The sequence below is a fragment of the Streptomyces sp. NPDC058001 genome, assembly GCF_042886315.1.
Classification (GTDB): Bacteria; Actinomycetota; Actinomycetes; order Streptomycetales; family Streptomycetaceae; genus Streptomyces.
The window spans coordinates 370,725-389,395 of record NZ_JBHVQT010000008.1 but is presented as its reverse complement, the minus strand read 5'-3'; the positions used below and the strand labels follow the sequence as shown (position 1 = coordinate 389,395).

Annotated in this window: 17 protein-coding genes; 2 read left to right on the top strand and 15 right to left on the bottom strand. The window is 70.6% G+C overall.

The features are described 5' to 3' along the window. From ACFVT5_RS22070 to ACFVT5_RS22055, 4 genes are all read right to left on the bottom strand, one after another. Window positions 1-954: an AAA family ATPase gene (locus tag ACFVT5_RS22070; RefSeq protein WP_389890380.1), complete on the bottom strand. Its 954-nt coding sequence runs from the start codon at window positions 952-954 to the stop codon at window positions 1-3. Beyond that, a complete protein-coding gene (locus ACFVT5_RS22065; RefSeq protein WP_389890377.1) occupies window positions 951-3,173 on the bottom strand; it encodes a trypsin-like peptidase domain-containing protein in 2,223 nt (740 codons plus the stop codon). The genes ACFVT5_RS22070 and ACFVT5_RS22065 overlap by 4 nt, the downstream gene beginning before the upstream one ends. A 3-nt stretch (window positions 3,174-3,176) precedes the next feature. Further along, window positions 3,177-3,578 carry a CU044_2847 family protein gene (locus tag ACFVT5_RS22060; protein WP_389890374.1) on the bottom strand — a complete coding sequence of 134 codons (402 nt, stop codon included), beginning with the start codon at window positions 3,576-3,578 and terminating at the stop codon, window positions 3,177-3,179. Between the two features lie 126 nt (window positions 3,579-3,704). Continuing rightward, window positions 3,705-4,196, bottom strand: coding sequence for an NUDIX domain-containing protein (locus tag ACFVT5_RS22055; protein ID WP_389890370.1), 492 nt, complete (start codon window positions 4,194-4,196; stop codon window positions 3,705-3,707). A gap of 214 nt (window positions 4,197-4,410) precedes the next feature. Between ACFVT5_RS22055 and ACFVT5_RS22050 the strand changes: the two genes are divergently transcribed. Continuing rightward, window positions 4,411-5,604 (top strand): glycerate kinase, encoded by a 1,194-nt coding sequence (locus tag ACFVT5_RS22050; RefSeq protein ID WP_389890367.1) that lies wholly within the window; start codon window positions 4,411-4,413, stop codon window positions 5,602-5,604. Window positions 5,605-5,685: 81 nt separating this feature from the next. Here ACFVT5_RS22050 and pssA read toward each other — a convergent pair whose 3' ends face one another. The 9 genes from pssA to ACFVT5_RS22005 form a co-directional block, all read right to left on the bottom strand. Further along, complete coding sequence (gene pssA, locus ACFVT5_RS22045; protein WP_389890742.1) at window positions 5,686-6,510, bottom strand: CDP-diacylglycerol--serine O-phosphatidyltransferase; 825 nt, start codon at window positions 6,508-6,510, stop codon at window positions 5,686-5,688. A 22-nt stretch (window positions 6,511-6,532) separates the two neighbouring features. Continuing rightward, window positions 6,533-7,180 (bottom strand): phosphatidylserine decarboxylase, encoded by a 648-nt coding sequence (locus tag ACFVT5_RS22040; protein WP_389890365.1) that lies wholly within the window; start codon window positions 7,178-7,180, stop codon window positions 6,533-6,535. Between the two features lie 169 nt (window positions 7,181-7,349). Further along, a complete protein-coding gene (locus tag ACFVT5_RS22035; protein WP_389890362.1) occupies window positions 7,350-8,555 on the bottom strand; it encodes an acyl-CoA dehydrogenase family protein in 1,206 nt (401 codons plus the stop codon). 4 nt (window positions 8,556-8,559) lie between these two features. After that, window positions 8,560-9,117, bottom strand: a complete 558-nt coding sequence (locus ACFVT5_RS22030) for a MaoC family dehydratase (protein ID WP_389890359.1) — start codon at window positions 9,115-9,117, stop codon at window positions 8,560-8,562. A gap of 6 nt (window positions 9,118-9,123) precedes the next feature. Beyond that, complete coding sequence (locus ACFVT5_RS22025; RefSeq protein ID WP_389890356.1) at window positions 9,124-10,089, bottom strand: HpcH/HpaI aldolase/citrate lyase family protein; 966 nt, start codon at window positions 10,087-10,089, stop codon at window positions 9,124-9,126. After that, window positions 10,086-12,125, bottom strand: coding sequence for a protein meaA (locus ACFVT5_RS22020; RefSeq protein ID WP_389890353.1), 2,040 nt, complete (start codon window positions 12,123-12,125; stop codon window positions 10,086-10,088). The genes ACFVT5_RS22025 and ACFVT5_RS22020 overlap by 4 nt, the downstream gene beginning before the upstream one ends. A 16-nt stretch (window positions 12,126-12,141) precedes the next feature. Continuing rightward, the gene (ccrA, locus tag ACFVT5_RS22015; RefSeq protein ID WP_389890739.1) at window positions 12,142-13,479 is read right to left on the bottom strand and encodes a crotonyl-CoA carboxylase/reductase; all 1,338 of its coding nucleotides are present in this window, start codon (window positions 13,477-13,479) and stop codon (window positions 12,142-12,144) included. Between the two features lie 463 nt (window positions 13,480-13,942). Beyond that, window positions 13,943-14,773, bottom strand: coding sequence for a TetR family transcriptional regulator (locus ACFVT5_RS22010; RefSeq protein WP_389890350.1), 831 nt, complete (start codon window positions 14,771-14,773; stop codon window positions 13,943-13,945). A 162-nt stretch (window positions 14,774-14,935) separates the two neighbouring features. Continuing rightward, window positions 14,936-16,741: a 3-hydroxyacyl-CoA dehydrogenase family protein gene (locus tag ACFVT5_RS22005; protein WP_389890347.1), complete on the bottom strand. Its 1,806-nt coding sequence runs from the start codon at window positions 16,739-16,741 to the stop codon at window positions 14,936-14,938. A 359-nt stretch (window positions 16,742-17,100) separates the two neighbouring features. Here ACFVT5_RS22005 and ACFVT5_RS22000 point away from each other — a divergent pair, with 359 nt between their 5' ends. Further along, window positions 17,101-17,682 carry an adenylosuccinate lyase gene (locus tag ACFVT5_RS22000; protein WP_389890344.1) on the top strand — a complete coding sequence of 194 codons (582 nt, stop codon included), beginning with the start codon at window positions 17,101-17,103 and terminating at the stop codon, window positions 17,680-17,682. Between the two features lie 4 nt (window positions 17,683-17,686). Here ACFVT5_RS22000 and ACFVT5_RS21995 read toward each other — a convergent pair whose 3' ends face one another. Next, complete coding sequence (locus ACFVT5_RS21995) at window positions 17,687-18,214, bottom strand: GNAT family N-acetyltransferase (protein ID WP_389890341.1); 528 nt, start codon at window positions 18,212-18,214, stop codon at window positions 17,687-17,689. Next, window positions 18,211-18,636, bottom strand: a complete 426-nt coding sequence (locus tag ACFVT5_RS21990; RefSeq protein ID WP_389890339.1) for a RidA family protein — start codon at window positions 18,634-18,636, stop codon at window positions 18,211-18,213. Before ACFVT5_RS21990 ends, ACFVT5_RS21995 begins: the two co-directional genes overlap by 4 nt. Between the last annotated feature and the right edge of the window lie 35 nt (window positions 18,637-18,671).

Sequence of the window (18,671 nt, the reverse complement as noted above, 5' to 3'; positions counted from 1 at the left end):
CTAGACCGCTCCGCCGAGCCGGTGCAGCACGGCGTCCAGCAGACCCTCGGCGTCCAGGTTCATCCCGCCCTTGCGCAGGAACACCGCGTTCAGCAACTGGTCCGTGGCCAGCTCGCCCGGCGCACGGCGGTTCAGGAACGCGTACAGCAGATCGTCCACACCGCTCAGCGCCTCCTCGCCGAGGTGCGCCGCGACGATGTCCCGCAGCCGCTCCTCGTCCGGGTCCGGCAGATCCAGGCGCACACAGCGGCGCAGGAACGCCGGCGGGAAGTCCCGCTCGCCGTTGCTGGTGATGACCACCACGGGGAACTCACGGCAGCGCACCAGACCCCGTGTCACCGTCACCCGTTCGCCGTCCGTGCCATGGGTCAGCACGGACACCTCCGCCTGGGTGTCCGGCAGCCGGGACAGCTCCGGGATCTCGAACTCGCCGTCCTCGAAGACCGTCAGCAGGTCGTTCGGCAGGTCCACATCGCCCTTGTCCAACTCGTCGACCAGCAGCATCCGGGGCCGGTCGCGCGGCACCAGCGCGGTGCCCAGCGGACCGAGCCGTACGAAGGTCCCGATGTCGGGTTCCGGGCCGCCCCGCTCCTTCAGCAGATGCGTCTCGCGGAGCCGGCCGATCGCGTCGTACCCGTACAGCGCGTCCTTGAGGACCGAGCGGCTGTTGACGGGCCACTGGAGGGCGGGGCCGAGCGCGAGTTCGTCCGCGATGGCGTGCGCGAGCGACGACTTGCCGGTGCCGGGATGCCCGGTGACCAGCAGCGGGCGCCGCAGATGCAGCGCGGCGCTCACCACGTCGGCCTCCGTGCGGCCGATCAGATACGGGCGATGCCGGGCGCGCCGATCGGGCCCCGGGCCGCCGAACTGCCGCCAGGGCGGCGCCGCGGGGAAGTCCACCCGGCGGACCGTGCGGTCACCCCGGAACAGCCGCCACCCGTCGTTCTCCGTCATATCGCCTGCTCCGTTTCTTCCGAGGGGTCGGCGAGACTCAGCGCGTCGGGCAGCGGCAGTTCCGCGTCCTCCCACACCAGCGCGGGACGTGCGGGCAGCGCCTGATCCATGTAGGCACGCACCCGGAAGTGGCGTACGCGCTCGGGTAGTTCGTCCACCGGACCGTCCGGCCCTGTGGTGTCGAGCTGCACGGCGTCGGCGGGACCGCGAGCCGCACGGTCCCACAGCACGATCGGGACGCCCATGGCCAGGCAGAAACGCAGCAACTGGGCCCGGCGCGCGGGTGTCCCGTGCACGATGACGCGCGCGGTACCCCGATGGGTTGTCTTCAGCAGCCGGATCAGCTCCATCTCGTCACCGATGCGCTCGTCGGCGACGAGCGTGTCGCTCTGCTGCCGGGCGTTCCAGCGCCGCTTCAGATCGCCCGCGACCCCACGGGAGCGGCGACGGATGTCCGGGCAGCGCAGCACCAGATGGAAGTCCTCACCCAGCGGAGCGGCGGGCAGATACTCGTCGGCGCTCGCGCCGTCCCACTCGTCCACCGGCAGGTCCAGCGCGTCCGGGCTCACCGACACGGCGACCAGGGCCACTTGGTCACCGGCGCCCTCGGTGCTGCCGGCGATGTCCCGGACCAGCTGGGCGATCTCCGGTCCCGTACGCGGCCGTTCGGGATCGGCTGACGTGCGCGCCGCGGTGCCGTCGGCGCGCACCCGCCACACCGAGCAGCGGTACCGGTCGGCGGGGTCCTTGGCGTACCGGCCGATGTCCACCAGGACCCGTACCCCGGCCGTGGTGGCGCGGGCGGACCAGCGGGTGGCGTCCGCGCGCCGCTCGCCCAGCGCCGACGCGTGGATCCCGAGGCGGGCCGCGACCCGGCCGCTCCACTCCTGGAGCGCCTGCGCGGCATAGCCCTCGGTCTCGGCGGCGACGTACTCGGCGACCCGCAGCAGCGCGGGCAGCCGCGGTGTCTCGTTCGGTACGGGCGAGCCGTCGCCGTGCCAGTTCTCCAACTCCCGCAGCACACCGGGCACGGCCTCCGGGGCGAGGCGTGCCGCCTGGAGCGAGCCGGGCAGGTCGACATAGGGCAGCGCGGCGGTCGCCGCCCGCGGCAGCAGCCCTGGATCCTGCCGTGTGAGGTGCTCCAACTTGCCGAGCAGGACGCGGTGTTCGGCGACCGAGAGGAGCCGGGCCGCGGTGGTGAGACGGCCCAGGGCGAGCAGCCGGTCGAGTTCGGTACGGGCCCTCGGCTCGCCGGTCACGGTGGGCGCCAGGGACTCCGCGAGGGACGGCAGCGCGCGTTCCGTCGTGCACAGCAGCCGCGCCAGTTCCTCGACGGTCGGCGCGGTCCCGTCGGCCGGGGTCCGCAGAGCGAGTTCGGCGGCGAGCGCGGTGGCGTGCGCTCCCCGTACGGTCGGATCGCCGAGCAGCGCCTGTAACGGCCCGATCATCATGTCCCGTATCGACTCGTCCCCGCCCGGCCCGCCCGCCGCCGCCCGTGCGTCCGGCGGGTACGCGTCCGGCGCGGCCCCCACATGCTCCAACTCCCGGCGCACCTGCTGCCAGGCGATGCCCCAACTGCGGCGCAGGGTGTGCTGCGCCGAGAACGCCGCGTCGGGCGCGGTGATCCTGCCCATCACCAGGCCCACGGCGGCCGAGTCGGTGAGCGACCACAACGGTCCGCCGCTGTACCCGTCGTCGACCGCGGCGCCCGACAACTGGCCGTCGAGATAGCCGATCCGGTCGTCGCAGGGCCCGACCCGCACATCCGCGTACGAGAACGCCTGCCCGCCCCCGTACCAGGCCCGCACCTCCTGCCCCGTCCGCATCGCGAGCCACCGGACGGGCGTCACCGGCGGCGGGGGCTCCTCTTCGAGTTCCAGTACGGCGAGGTCGCCGGCCCACTCCAGGGCGTCGTCACCGACCGGGCCCTGGTGCAGCACGGACCGGGGCGGCACCCAGGCCGCGAGGCGGGCACCGCGCGCGGGGGCACCGTTCAGCGCCGGGAAGGACACGGTGAGCGACACCGGGCCGGGGTCGTGGGGGCTGAGCATCGGCTGGCCCAGGGCAGCGTTGACGACATGGGCGCAGGTGAGGAGGCGGCGCCCGGTGAGGCAGACGCCCGCGCCGGCCGTCCGGCGCAGATCCGTGGCGAGGACCCTTACCAGCGCGCCACGGGCGTCGGCGGAGCCGTCGTCGCAGGACGCCTTGAACCAGGTCACCGGTCAGCTCCGGCGGGGGAGTTGCCAGGTCGCCGAGAGGGACAGGCTGGCCTGTCCGCCCGCGCCGACTATGCCGAGCTTGAGGTCCTGACCTATCTGTATCCCGAAGTCGACGGAGATCTCGTCCGGTGGATCGGGGATGCCGCTGATCGCGTCGTGGACATGCTGGAGCACCGGTCCCAGCGGGCTGAGCACGGTCCGCAGGGCGTCCGTGGCCTGCGTGCCGATCCGCGCGCCGACCCCGGTGCCGCGCCCGACCGGGGCGACCCCGCCGACCCCGCCCGGCAGATCGGGCGCTGCTCCCTCCGGCCCGGCGGCGGCCTCGGCCGCGCCCGCGGGCGCCAGCTCCAGCCGGACCTGCGAACCGTCCTCCAGGGTGAATTCCATGTACTCGTAGTGCGGCACAGGGTCATTGTGCCGATCAACGGTGTGCACGGGCAGGGAAGTCGAGGAAGTCGAACCCTGCGTTCCGCATGGCCGGTCCATGGTTGTCCACGGTGATCAACAGTGGTTCATGGTGATCAATGATCGTCAATGCACGGGTTCGCCGTTCTCCAGCTCCAGCGTGCCGGCGCCGGAGTCCAGGACGTCGAGCGCGGCCAGCACCCGGCGGCCGAGGACGCCCGGCAGCAGGTCCGTGAGACCGTCCCGGGGTACGAGGCGCCAGGACAGCAACTCCTCCTCCTGCAACCGGATCGACTTCAGCTGGTCGGCGCCGAGGACCCCGCCGTCGTACAGATACGCCACCAGCGGCGGAATGCCCGTCGCCTGCACCCAGTCCACCGCCAGGAGCCGTCCCGGCGGGACGTCCAGACCGATCTCCTCGGCGGTCTCGCGGCGCGCGCCCTGCCGCGGGGTCTCCCCGGCGTCCGACTCGACGGTGCCGCCGGGCAACGTCCAGCCGTCACGGTAGTTGGGCTCGACGAGCAGCACGCGCCCCTCGTCGTCCCGGAAGAGGGCGGCGGCCCCCACGAGGACGCGGGGGAGTCCGGCGATGTACGTGGCGAAGTCCTGGGTGGTCACGGGGGGAAGCGTAACCAGGGTCCGGGGTGATCAACCGTGCTGGTCGCGGCACGGGACTCGACCGCCGACCGACCGGGTCCGTCCCGGTCCGACCGGCCCGGTTTGATCGATCATTTCGCCGTCCATGGTGGGCAGGGGCCCCTTCCTCCGGTTAAGGTCGCAGCGGCGCGACTGCCTTGACGCGAGCAAGGCCCGGAAGCAAGGGGAATCCAAGGTGGCGGACGCTTCGGTGACGGACACGTCGGCGACGGTGGCGACGGCGGGGGTGACGCGGTCGGCGGACCATGTGCTCATCGCCGCGGACAAGTTCAAGGGGTCGCTCACGGCGGTGCAGGTCGCCGAGCGGGTCACGGCCGGACTGCTCCGTGTCGCGCCGCACGCGCGCGTGGAGGCCCTTCCGGTGGCCGACGGCGGCGACGGCACGGTAGCCGCGGCGGTCGCGGCCGGATTCGAGCGCCGCGAGGTACGGGTCGTGGGGCCGCTCGGCACCGAGGTCACGGCGGCGTACGCGCTGCGCGGTGACACGGCGGTTGTGGAGATGGCCGAGGCGTCCGGACTGCAACTCCTGCCCGAGGGCGAGTTCGCGCCGCTCACGGCCACGACGTACGGGTCCGGAGAACTGCTGCGGTCCGTGCTCGACGCCGGTGCCCGCACGATCGTGTTCGGCGTCGGCGGCAGCGCCACGACGGACGGCGGTGCGGGCATGCTCGCCGCGCTGGGGGCACGGTTCCTCGACGCGGACGGTGCGCCCGTGGCGCCCGGCGGCGGTCCGCTGAGCACCCTCGTCGCCGCCGACCTGTCGGGCGTCGACCCGCGCTTCGCCGACGTCGACCTGGTGCTCGCGAGCGACGTCGACAATCCGCTGACCGGGCCCAAGGGCGCGCCCGCGGTGTACGGGCCGCAGAAGGGCGCGACGCCGGACGACGTGGCGGCGCTGGACGCGGCGCTCGCGCATTTCGCGCGGGTCCTGGAGAAGTCGGTCGGCTCCCGGGCGGCGGAGTGCGCGCAGGCGCCGGGCGCCGGGGCCGCGGGCGGCATCGGGTACGGGGCGCTGGTGGGGCTCGGGGCGCGGTTCCGGCCCGGTATCGAGGTGATGCTCGATGTGCTCGGGTTCGGGCCCGCGCTGGAACGGGCCTCGCTGGTGATCACCGGTGAGGGGTCGCTGGACGAGCAGACCCTGCACGGGAAGGCTCCCGCCGGGGTGGCCGCTGCTGCCCGCGCCGGCGGCAAGGAGGTCGTCGCCGTCTGCGGCCGACTCGCCCTGGCACCGGAAGCGCTCGGCCGGGCCGGCATCCGCCGCGCCTACGCCCTCACGGACGTGGAGCCGGACGTCTCCCGCTGCATCGCCGACGCGGGGCCCATCCTGGAACAGGTGGCGGAACGCATCGCCAGGGACTTCCTGATCTGAGTTCTCCCCCAACGGAAAACGGGACCGGGTGGGTCCAAGCCTTCGAAGGCTTGGACCCACCCGGTCCCGTACAGGTTCCGTCTACCGCCCGTCAGGGCACGCGCGGGCCTCTCGGCGGTTGTCGCGGAAGTTGTTCACCCGGCGGGCCGTCGCGAAGAGCGGGATGACGGCGCCGAGGACGAGTTGCAGGGCGCAGCCCGTCTGGAGCAGCAGCTGACCGCCCGGCGCGTCGAACGCCCACGCCGCCAGCAGCCCCATGCTGAGCACGATCCACGACAGCATCGCCACCGCGAGCCGCCCCCGAGGCTTCGGGTACTCGACCCGGCTCACCATCAGCCATGCGGTCCCGACGATCGCGAGCAGCGTCGCCACGAACGGCAGTTCCAGCAGCACGATCGATACGACGGTCAGCGCGCCGAAGGGGCTCGGCATGCCCTGGAACATGCCGTCCTTCACGGCCACGCACGAGAACCGCGCGAGCCGCAGAACCACCGCCAGCAACACCACGATCGCTCCGACCGCGGCCACTTTCTGGTACGCGTCGTCCGCGACCATCCCGTAGACAAGGACGAAGTACGCGGGCGCCAGACCGAAGCTGATGAGGTCGGACAGGTTGTCCAGCTCGGCGCCCATCGGGGAGGACCGCAGCTTGCGGGCCACGAGTCCGTCGAAGAGGTCGAAGACCGCGGCGCAGAGCATCAGGATCACGGCGGTCGCGGCGGAGTGCCGGGCCATCCCGGACTCGTCGCTACCGGTGAGGTGCGGGATCAGAATGCCGGTGGTGGTGAAGTACACCGCCATGAAGCCGCAGGTGGCGTTGCCGAGCGTCAGGGTGTCCGCTATCGACAGCCGCAGTGAGAGGGGCATCTCCTCCGCGTCGTCGTCGGCCTCGTCCGCCTCCGGCACCCAGCCGGCCTGTGTTTCCGGATCAATCACGGTCAATGCGAGTCACCCCAGCCACGGTCTTCTGGCCGACCTCGACCGCGACGTCCACACCTTCGGGGAGGTAGATGTCGACGCGCGAGCCGAAGCGGATCAGACCGATCCGGTCACCCTGCTCCACCTTGGTGCCCTGCGGAACGTACGGCACGATCCGGCGCGCGACCGCTCCCGCGATCTGCACCATCTCGATGTCGCCGAGTTCGGTGTCGAAGTGCCAGACGACACGTTCGTTGTTCTCGCTCTCCTTGTTGAATGCCGGTACGAACCCGCCGGGGATGTGTTCGACCGAGGTGACCTCACCGGAGAGCGGGGCGCGGTTCACATGGACGTTCAGCGGGCTCATGAAGATCGCGACGCGGGTGCGTCCGTCCTTCCACGGCATGATGCTCTGCACCACACCGTCGGCCGGCGAGATGACCCGGCCCTGGGAGATCTGGCGCTCGGGGTCGCGGAAGAACCACAGCATGCCCGCCGCGAGCGCGGTGGCGGGCACGGCGACGACGGCCGCACCGCGCGAGCGGCGGGACCTGACCAGGCTCAGGGCGGCGGTGGCCACGGTCGGCAGGAGCCAGGGAGATGCTCCGCGCGCGATGCGGACCCGGCCGCGAGATGCAGAGGTTTGGCTGTCGGGCATGGATGACCTTCGTAGCGGATGAGGCCGCGCTAGGACGGGGGACGGCGGCTTTCCGGCGATCGTATCGGTTGCGAGGCACAACTCGGCAAGCCAGGAAGCCGAGTCGACGGCTGAGGGGTGCCGACGGGGTGTGATCTTCTTCTCGAAGAAAACACCCCGACCAGGGGATCTATACCTGGAGTCGATACTCCTCAAGCAGCCTGCGCCCAATGATCATTTTCTGGATCTCGGCGGTACCTTCCCCGATGAGCAGCATCGGTGCCTCTCGGTAGAGGCGCTCGATCTCGTACTCCTTCGAGAAGCCGTAGCCGCCGTGGATCCGGAAGGCGTCCTCCACCACCTCTTTGCAGTACTCGGATGCGAGGTACTTCGCCATCCCTGCTTCAAGGTCGTTTCGTTCCCCGGAGTCCTTTTTGCGTGCCGCGTTCACCATCATCGCATGGGCCGCCTCGACCTTGGTAGCCATTTCGGCCAGCTTGAACTGGATGGCCTGGTGCTGGGCGATCTGCTTGCCGAAGGTGTGCCGCTGCTGTGCATACGACACACCCAGCTCAAAGGCACGCTGTGCGACACCGCAGCCACGTGCGGCCACGTTCACCCGGCCGACCTCGACCCCGTCCATCATCTGATAGAAGCCCCGGCCGGTCGTTCCGCCGAGGACACGATTGGCCGGAATGCGTAGGCCATCCATGATCAGCTCGGTGGTGTCGACGCCCTTGTACCCCATCTTGTCGATCTTCCCGGGGATGGTGAGTCCCGGGCGCACCTCGCCGAAGCCGGGCTCCTTCTCGACCAGGAACGTCGTCATCGACCTGTGCGGCGCCGTGCCCTCGGGGTGGCCTTCGTCACTGCGCACCAGCACGGCCACCAGCGTCGACGTGCCGCCGTTCGTCAGCCACATCTTCTGACCGGTCAGCACATACTCGTCGCCGTCCCGCACGGCCTTCGAGGTGATCGCCGACACATCGGAGCCGAGCGCCGGCTCCGACATCGAGAACGCGCCACGCACCTCGCCGGCCGCCATCCGCGGCAGGAAGTACTCCTTCTGTTCCTCCGTGCCGTGCTGCTTGAGCATGTACGCGACGATGAAGTGCGTGTTGATGATCCCGGAGACCGACATCCAGCCGCGCGCGATCTCCTCCACGCACAGCGCGTAGGTGAGCAGCGACTCACCCAGGCCGCCGTACTCCTCGGGGATCATCAGCCCGAAGAGGCCCAGCTCCTTGAGGCCGTCGACGATCTGCTGCGGGTACTCGTCGCGGTGCTCCAGCTCCGTCGCGACCGGGAGGATCTCCTTGTCGACGAAGTCACGGACGGTGGACAGGATCTCCCGCTGGACCTCGGTGAGGCCATGGGTCTGGGCGAGTCGGCTCATGGCGTCACTTCTCCTGCGGCTTCTGGTCCCGCGGCTTGTGGTCCTGCGGCTTCTTCGGGGTTTCCCGCAGCTCCGGGCGGCCGGGCTGGTCCCCGCCGCGCTCCTTGACGTAGGTCTCGGTGGGCACCATCACCTTGCGGCGGAACACACAGACGAGGGTGCCGTCCTGCTTGTAGCCCTTGGTCTCGACGTACACGATCCCGCGGTCGCTCTTCGAGCGGGACGGGGTCTTGTCGAGGACCGTGGTCTCGCCGTAGATCGTGTCGCCGTGGAAGGTCGGCGCGACATGGCGCAGCGACTCGATCTCCAGGTTCGCGATCGCCTTGCCCGACACATCCGGTACGGACATGCCCAGGAGCAGCGAGTAGATGTAGTTCCCGACGACGACGTTGCGCCCGAAGTCCGTCGTCCGCTCGGCGTAGTTGCTGTCCAGGTGGAGCGGGTGGTGGTTCATCGTGAGCAGACAGAAGAGGTGGTCGTCGTACTCGGTGACCGTCTTTCCCGGCCAGTGCTTGTAGACGGCGCCGATCTCGAACTCTTCGTAGGTGCGGCCGAACTGCATGATGTCCTACGCCTCCGGAGCCTCGAACGCCGTCGTCCGCCGCATCCCCGCGGCGCGACCCTTGCCGGAGACGACCAGCGCCATCTTCCGGCTCGCCTCGTCGATCATCTCGTCGCCGAGCATCGCCGAGCCCTTCCTGCCGCCCGCCTCGGACGTGTAGTAGGCGTACGCGTCCAGGATGAGTTCCGCGTGGTCGTAGTCCTCCTGGGACGGCGAGAACACCTCGTTGGCGGCCTCGACCTGACCCGGGTGCAGGACCCACTTGCCGTCGTAGCCGAGCGCGGCGGCCCGCCCGGCGACCTCACGGAAACCGTCGACGTTCTTGATCTGGAGGTAGGGACCGTCGATCGCCTGGAGGTCGTGCGTGCGCGCGGCCATCAGGATGCGCATCAGGATGTAGTGGTACGCGTCCGCCGGATAGCCGGGAGGCTGCTCACCGACGACGAGCGACTTCATGTTGATCGACGCCATGAAGTCGGCCGGGCCGAAGATGATCGTCTCGATACGGGGTGACGCGGCGGCGATCTCGTCAACATTGACCAGACCCTTCGCGTTCTCGATCTGCGCCTCAATACCGATCCGGCCGACCTCGAAGCCCATCGTCTTCTCGATCTGCGTCAACAGCAGATCGAGGGCCACGATCTGCTGGGCGTCCTGCACCTTCGGCAACATGATGCAGTCAAGGTTCGGGCCGGCTCCCTCAACCACCGTCACGACATCGCGATACGTCCACTCCGTCGTCCAGTCGTTGACGCGCACCACCCGTGTCTTGCCCGTCCAGTCACCCTCATTGAGGAACTTGACGATCGTGTGCCGGGCGTCCGGCTTTGCCAGCGGTGCGCACGCGTCCTCCAGATCGAGGAAGACCTGGTCGGCGGCGAGTCCCTGGGCCTTCTCCAGGAAGCGCGGGTTGGAACCCGGCACCGCGAGACAGGAGCGGCGCGGACGCAGACGGTTGACAGGCGCGGTCATGCGGGAACCTCCAGTGGGTCGAGCTTGTTCGCTGTTCGGATCTCGTCGACGATACGACCGATGATCTCCGTGATGCCGAAGTCCTTGGGAGTGAAGACGGCGGCCACACCCGCCCGCTTCAGGTCGGCGGCGTCGTTGAGGGGGATGATCCCGCCGACGATCACCGGCAGGTCGGACGCGCCGGCCTCGCGCAGCCGCTCCAGGACGTCGGGCACCAGCGCCGCGTGTGACCCGGACAGGATCGACAGGCCCACACAGTGCACGTCCTCGGCGAGCGCGGCCGACACGATCTGTTCGGGCGTCAGCCGGATGCCCTGGTAGACGACCTCGAACCCGGCGTCCCGCGCGCGGACGGCGATCTGCTCGGCGCCGTTCGAGTGCCCGTCCAGGCCCGGCTTGCCGACCAGCAGGCGCAGCTTGCCCGCGCCCAGGTCGGCCGCGGTCCGCTCGACCTTGGCGCGGACCGCGGCGAGCGGGGTGCCCGCCTCCGCGGCCACGGCGACGGGCGCCGACGACACGCCCGTGGGGGCCCGGAACTCGCCGAACACCTCCCGCAGGGCGTCCGCCCACTCGCCGGTCGTGACACCGGCGCGGGCGCACTCCAGGGTGGCCTCCATCAGGTTCCCCGTACCGGCCGCCGCCGCCTTCAGCCGCTCCAGGGCCTTGCAGGGGCGCGGGTGGTTGAACGGCGGCTGGTAGCGCGTGTCGCGCCAGCCGCGCAGCGCCTTCACCACCTGGTCCTCGACCGCCGAGTCCACGGACATGATCGCCGTGCCGAGGTCCGCCGTGAGCGGGTTGGGCTCGGTGGTCTCGAAGATGTTGACGCCGACGATCTTCTCGTCGCCCGCCTCGATCCGGGCCCGTCGCTCGGCATGCGAGGACACCAGCCGCGACTTGAGATAGCCCGACTCGACGGCGGCCATCGCGCCGCCCATCTGCTGGATGCGGTCGATCTCCGCGAGGGATTCGGTGACCAGGGCCTCCACCTTGGCCTCGACGACCCGGGAGCCGTCGAAGATGTCCTCGTACTCCAGGAGGTCGCTCTCGTGCGCGAGGACCTGCTGGATCCGCAGCGACCACTGCTGGTCCCACGGCCGGGGCAGCCCCAGCGCCTCGTTCCACGCGGGCAACTGCACGGCACGCGCGCGTGCGTCCTTCGACAGCGTCACCGCGAGCATCTCCAGGACGATGCGCTGCACGTTGTTCTCGGGCTGCGCCTCGGTCAGGCCCAGCGAGTTGACCTGGACGCCGTACCGGAAACGCCGCTGCTTGGGGTCCATGACGCCGTACCGCTCGCGCGTGACCTGGTCCCAGATGCGGCCGAACGCGCGCATCTTGCACATCTCCTCGATGAAGCGGACGCCCGCGTTCACGAAGAAGGAGATCCGCGCGACGACCTCGCCGAACTTCTCCTGGGGCACCTGACCGCCGTCCCGCACCGCGTCCAGTACGGCGATCGCGGTGGACATGGCGTACGCGATCTCCTGGACCGGGGTCGCCCCTGCCTCCTGGAGGTGATAGCTACAGATGTTGATCGGGTTCCACTTGGGGATGTGCTTGACCGTGTACGCGATCATGTCCGTCGTCAGACGCAAGGACGGTCCCGGCGGGAACACATGGGTTCCGCGCGAGAGGTACTCCTTCACGATGTCGTTCTGGGTCGTCCCCTGGAGCCGGGTGATGTCGGCGCCCTGTTCCTCGGCGACCACCTGATAGAGGGCCAGCATCCACATGGCGGTCGCGTTGATCGTCATCGAGGTGTTCATCTGCTCCAGCGGGATGTCCTGGAACAGCCGGCGCATGTCACCGAGATGCGACACCGGCACACCGACGCGGCCCACCTCACCGCGCGCGAGGACGTGGTCGGGGTCGTACCCGGTCTGGGTCGGCAGGTCGAAGGCGACCGACAGACCGGTCTGGCCCTTGGCGAGGTTGCGGCGGTACAACTCGTTGGACGCGTCGGCGGTGGAGTGCCCCGCGTACGTCCGCATGAGCCACGGCCGGTCCTTCTGTCGCTCCGTCTGACGCTCGGTCATGGAGGGGTACCGCCTCTCAGAGGTCGCGGAAGCGGTTGATGGCGTCGAGGTGCCGCGCGCGCATCTCCTTGTCGCGGACGCCGAGGCCCTCGCGGGGTGCGAGGGCGAGGACGCCGACCTTGCCCTGGTGCAGATTGCGGAGCACGTCGTAGGCGGCCTGTCCGGTGTCCTCCAGGGCGTACACCCTGGAGAGGGTCGGGTGGATCTTGCCCTTGGCGACCAGGCGGTTGGCCTCCCACGCCTCGCGGTAGTTGGCGAAGTGCGAGCCGATGATCCGCTTCAGCGACATCCACAGATAGCGGTTGTCGTACTCGTGGGTGTAGCCCGATGTGGACGCGCAGGTGACGATGGTGCCGCCCTTGCGGGTCACGTACACGCTCGCGCCGAAGGTCTCGCGGCCCGGGTGCTCGAAGACGATGTCGACGTCCTCACCGCCGGTCAGCTCCCGGATCCGCTTGCCGAACCGCTTCCACTCGCGCGGGTCCTGGTGGTGCTCGTCCGCCCAGAAACGGTAGCCCTCGGCGGCCCGGTCGATGATCGCCTCGGCGCCCATCGCCCGGCAGATGTCCGCCTTCTCGGGGCTGCTCACCACACAGATCGGCGTGGCGCCGCCGGCCAGCGCGAACTGTGTCGCGTACGAGCCGAGGCCGCCGCTCGCGCCCCAGATCAGGACGTTGTCGCCCTGCTTCATACCGGCGCCGTTGCGCGAGACGAGCTGGCGGTACGCCGTGGAGTTGACGAGCCCGGGGGCCGCCGCCTCCTCCCAGCTGAGGTGGTCCGGCTTGGGCATCAACTGGTTGGACTTCACGAGCGCGATCTCGGCGAGTCCGCCGAAGTTGGTCTCGAAGCCCCAGATCCGCTGCTCCGGGTCGAGCATGGTGTCGTTGTGCCCGTCGGAACTCTCCAGCTCGACCGAGAGGCAGTGCGCGACGACCTCGTCGCCGGGCTGCCAGGCGTTGACCCCGGGCCCGGTGCGCAGGACGACGCCCGCCAGGTCGGATCCGATGACGTGGTAGGGCAGGTCGTGCCGCCTGGTCAGCTCGCTGAGGCGGCCGTAGCGCTCCAGGAAGCCGAAGGTGGCCATCGGCTCGAAGATCGAGGTCCAGACGGTGTTGTAGTTGACCGAGGACGCCATGACGGCGACCAGGGCCTCGCCGGGACCCAGCTCGGGCACCGGGACGTCGTCCAGGTGGAGCGACTTGCGGGGGTCCTTCTCACGGGTGCTGAGCCCGTCGAACATCTCCGTCTCGTCCTTGTGCACGGTGACCGCGCGGTACGACTCGGGGAGGGGGAGTGCCGCGAAGTCGGCGGCCGTACTGTCCTGCGATTGGATCGCGTCCAGGATTTCCTTCACGGTGGTGCCTCCGGCGAAGCGCGTCCCCGGCAAGAGGGGACGCTGAGGGATCCCTGCGGGAGGGAGGGGGCTGCTGCTGGTCCGGTGGGGTGGTGCCGTCGGTTCGGCGGAGGTGGTGCCAGGTGGTGCTGTGCGGCAGCGCTGGTGGCGCGAAGAGGGTGCCTGTGACGCAGGCGTCCGGGCGCGCAGGCCGTGACTTGCGGGGACAGCCGACGTACGAAGTTTCCTGCACGCCGGCCGCCCGGACCACTTCAACGTATGACACTGCGTGCCAGGTGACAAGACACTGCGTGCCAAGAGTTTCTCTCATTTGTCATTTGCTCGTCACAAATGAGCGATGATCGATCAGGTAGGGGTCCCGGAAAACGCCAAAAGGCCCCAAGAAGGGGCCGATCGGGCGGAAAAACGGATCAAAAACAGACCGGACGAACCCGGTGCGGGTGACGCGGAGGTGCCGGGGCCGTCAGCCGCGGTCGCGCAGGGCGTCCTCGATGGTGCGCATGACCTCGTCCAGAGGTACGTCCGTCCGGGCGACGGTGACCAGGACATCGCCCCGCGCGTGGGTGGTGGCCGCGGCCGGCGTCGCCTGTCCGGCGCCGATCCCGGTGCCGAAGGTCCGGCGGACGATCGCGAAGGCGTGGTCGAGCTGCGTCTCGACATCGCCCTGGCCGCCCGCGCGCAGCCAGCGCCGCAGCACGTGGTTGTGGGCCGTGACCACGGCGGACGCGGCGACCTCGGCGAGCAGTGGGTCGTCATTGCCGCTCTGGTGCGCCTGCTCGTCGAAGTGCCCCAGCAGATACCGCGTGAACAGCCGCTCGTAACGGGCCACCGAGGCGATCTCGCGCTCCCGCAGCGTCGGCACCTCGCGGGTGAGGCGGTAGCGCTCCACGGACACGGCGGGCGAGGCCGCGTACATCTTCATGACCTCCTTGATCCCGCGGCACACCGTGTCGAGCGGGTGCTCGTGCGGCGGGGCGGCGTTGAGGACGGCCTCCGCGCGGATCAGGGTGTCGTCGTGGTCCGGGAAGATCGCCTCTTCCTTGGAGCGGAAGTGCCGGAAGAAGGTGCGCCGGGCGACGCCCGCCGCCGCGGCGATCTCGTCGACCGTCGTCGCCTCGTACCCCTTGGTCGCGAACAGTTCCATGGCCGCGGCCGCCAGTTCCCTGCGCATCTTGAGCCGCTGGGCGGCGGCGCGGCTGCCCGCGGCGCTCTCCGGCGCGTCGGACACGGCGGCTGTACGGGTGGGGCGTCGGCCTGGATCTTCGGACTGGGACATGCCCCGAACGTACTGCATCGCATCCGACGGACGTGCACCTCCCGTCCTCCCTCCGCGCACCGCGGGGGGAGGGCTCCCGGCGAGGTCGCCGGGCGGACCGTCGGCGGGGTCCAGCAGGCCGCCCCAGCCCGCGCGTTCGGGGCGGCGGCCGGTACGGGGCTCGGCGTCGGGCACAGGGGCTCAGCGCCGGGCGTATTCGCGGAAGCCGCGGCCCGTCTTGCGGCCGAGGCAGCCTGCGGCCACCAGGTGCTCCAGGAGCGGCGCGGGGGCGAGTCCCGGGTCGCGGAACTCGCGGTGCAGGACCTTCTCGATGGCGAGCGAGACATCGAGGCCGACCACGTCCAGGAGTTCGAACGGGCCCATCGGATAGCCGCCGCCCAGCCTCATCGCGGCGTCGATGTCGTCCAGTGACGCGTAGTGCTCCTGGACCATCTTGATCGCGTTGTTGAGGTACGGGAACAGCAGCGCGTTGACGATGAACCCGGCGCGGTCGCCGCAGTCCACCGGGTGCTTGCGGATGGTCGCGCACACCTCGCGGACGGTGGCGTGCACCTCGTCGGCGGTGAGCACGGTCCGCACCACCTCGACGAGCTTCATCGCGGGCGCCGGGTTGAAGAAGTGCATCCCGATGACGTCCTGCGGGCGGGAGGTGGCACGGGCGCAGGCGACCACGGGCAGCGACGAGGTGGTGGTCGCGAGGACCGCGCCGGGCTTGCAGACCTTGTCCAGGACCGCGAAGAGCTGCTGTTTGACGTCCAGGTCCTCCGCGACGGCCTCCACCGCGAGGTCGACGTCGGCGAACCCGTCGTACGACCCGGCGGGCGTGATCCGGTCCAGGGTGCCGGTCGCCGCCTCCGCGGTCAGTCTGCCCTTGTCGACAGAGCGCGAAAGGGACTTGGCGATACGGGACTTGGCGGCCTCCGCCTTCTCGGGGCTGCGGGCGGCGAGCACCACGTCGTATCCGGCCTTGGCGAACACCTCGGCGATGCCGGACGCCATCGTCCCGGACCCGGCGACTCCCACCGAGCGCACCTCGCGGCCCGCGCCGGCCGTCGGGTCGCCGCCGGGCGTCAGCGCGTCGGGCACGATGACGGCGCCGCCCGGCTCCTCGTACGTGTAGAAGCCGCGGCCCGCCTTGCGGCCCGTCAGGCCGGCCTCGCTGAGCTGGCCGAGGATCGGCGCGGGGGCGTGCAGACGGTCGTGCGAGGCGGTGTACATGGCCTCCAGGACGGTGCGGGCCGTGTCGACGCCGATGAGGTCGAGCAGGGCGAGCGGGCCCATCGGCAGTCCGCAGCCCAGTTTCATCGCCGCGTCGATGTCCTCGCGGCTCGCGTACCTCGCCTCGTACATCGCGGCGGCCTGGTTCAGATAGCCGAACAGGAGTCCGTCGGCGACGAATCCGGGCCGGTCGCCGACCGCGACGGGCTCCTTGCCGAGTTCGATCGCCAGGTCGGTCACCGCGGCGACGGCGGCCGGTGAGGTCAGCACCGACGACACGACCTCGACGAGCTTCATCGCGGGCGCCGGGTTGAAGAAGTGCAGCCCGAGCACGCGCTCCGGGTGCGCGGATTCGGCGGCGAGCCGGGTCACGGAGAGTGCGTTGGTGCCGGTCGCGAGGATGGTGTCCGGGCGGACGATGTCGTCGAGCGCGCGGAAGACCTGCTGCTTGATCTCGTACGACTCGGGGACCACCTCGATCACGAGGTCGGCGTCGGCGGCGGCCCGCAGATCGGTGAAGGTACGGAAACGGGCCAGGGTGTCGCCGCGTTCCCCTTCGGTGAGGCGTTCGCGGCGCACCGCGCGCGTGGTCGACGTCTCCAGGGCGGCGGTCGCCTGGGCGGTGGCCGTCGCGTCGACGTCGATGCCTATGACCTCCCGTCCGGCGCGGGCCAGGACCTCGGCGATACCGGTGCCCATGGTGCCGAGGCCGACGACGGCGACGGTGTGCAGTGGCGGCAGGGAAGGGTCGGACTGGGGAGCGGCCATCGCGGGACTCCAAAGGATGAGTGACGACTGAGGTGAGCACGCGGGGACGCCGACGGGCGCCCGGGGTGCGGGAGTTGCTGTGGTTGCCGTGGTCACGTGACCCGGAGGGCGTACAAGGCGCACGCCCATGAGGGGGAATCGACGGGCCCTGTCCCGGGGCCCCGCCGTACTGAACCGAACCGACCAGCGCTCGTGGCGGCTGCGTCACCAGGCCGCCAGGAGCTGAAACGCGGGGGAGTGTGTCCCGCTCGTCTGAGGTTAACCGGCGGGTAACGAGCGCGCCACCCCTCCAGATGCGTGATTCGCTGTGGCTGTGTGTGACATACATCGCGGCCACGACAGGCTCTAGGGTCTCAGTCATGGACAAAGAGTTGCGATCACTCACGGAGCGCTTACGGAAGGAGTCCGGGGCCTCGGACGCGTACGAGCGGTTGGTCGCGACCCACGACCAGGAGGAACTGGCCGCCGTGCTGACGGCACCCGCGCAGCCCCTGTGGGCGCGGGAACTCGCCGCCTTCCGGCTCGGCGGCGCGGGGGACCCGCGCGCCTTCGAGGCACTCGTACTGCTGCTCAACCACCGCGAGCCGCAGCGGTGCGCCTCGGCGGCCGTCGCGCTCGCCCGGCTGGGTGACCCGCGCACGGCCCGCGCCGCCGCCGCGCTCGCCACGAACGAACTCCGCGTCGCGTACGCCCTGCACCCGGTACGGCTCCTCGTCGCGCTGCGCGCCCCGGAGTCCGTCCCGGCCCTGATCACCACCCTGGAACGCCGCCTGGCCCCGCAGGACCCGTACCGCGCGGTCGCCCTCGCCTGCGTACAGGGCCTCGGCGACCTGGGCGACACCCGCGCCCTCCCGGTCCTACGAGAGGCCCGCGCCCACCCCGCCCTGGCAGACACAGCCACCCGAGCCCTGACCCGCATTCCCGGTGGCCGCCGGGACTAGCGCCTCACAAGGACCCGAGCGGGAGCGTGTACCGCACCTCGGGCACGGCGGTTCCCTCGACGTCGAAGGGCTCTTCGGACCCGTCGGGTGTGAACCCGGCGGCCTCGTAGAAGCGGCGGGCCCGGTGGTTCTCCTTGAGGACCCACAGGAGGAGCCGCCGGTGCCCGTCGGCGGTGCGGTCGCGCACGGCCCGTGTCAGGAGGGTCCGTCCGACGCCCGTCGAGAAGGTGTCGGGGCGGACGTAGAGCGCGTACACCTCGGCGTCCTGCGCGTGTGTGTCGTCGTCGCGGCCGGGACCGTGGGCGCACCAGCCGACCACCTCGCCGTCGCGTTCGGCGACCAGGTTGGCCACCCGGCCGTTGCCTTGGGCGAGGTGGGTGCGCCGCCGGGCCGCGTCCTCGGTCACGTCGAGTGCGTCCAAGTAGGTCCGAGGCAGCAGCTCGGCATAGGCGGTGCGCCACCCACCGATCCGGATCGCCGCGACCGCCTCGCAGTCGGCATCCCGCATGGCGCGCACCCGAAGGTCGGTCACGCCGGGGCCTCCTCGGTGGGGACGATCGCGTATGCCTCGATTTCCAGGAGGTAGGACGGGTTTACGAGGGCGGTGACCTGGACTGCTGAGGAGGCTGGGAGGCGGGTTGGGTCCAGGTGGGTGTCTCGGGCCTCGCGGATGGCCGGCATGTGGGCCATGTCGGTGACGAAGTACGTCAGCTTCACCACGGAGTCGAAGTCCGTGCCCGCCGCGGCGAGGCAGCGGCCCAGGTTGGCGAAGACCTGGCGGGCCTGGGCTCCGGGGTCGTCCGCGCCGACGAGTGCGCCGTTCTCGTCCAGGGCGAGTTGGCCGGAGATCGCGATGAAACGGCCCGTGCCGACGACGACGTGCGTGTACGCCGTTGCCGGGAAGACGCCCTCGGGGGCCGGGATGTGGGTGAGGTGGGTGGGTCCGGTGCTCATGGGGTCATCCTCGCCCACGCGGCTTCGGGCCCGCC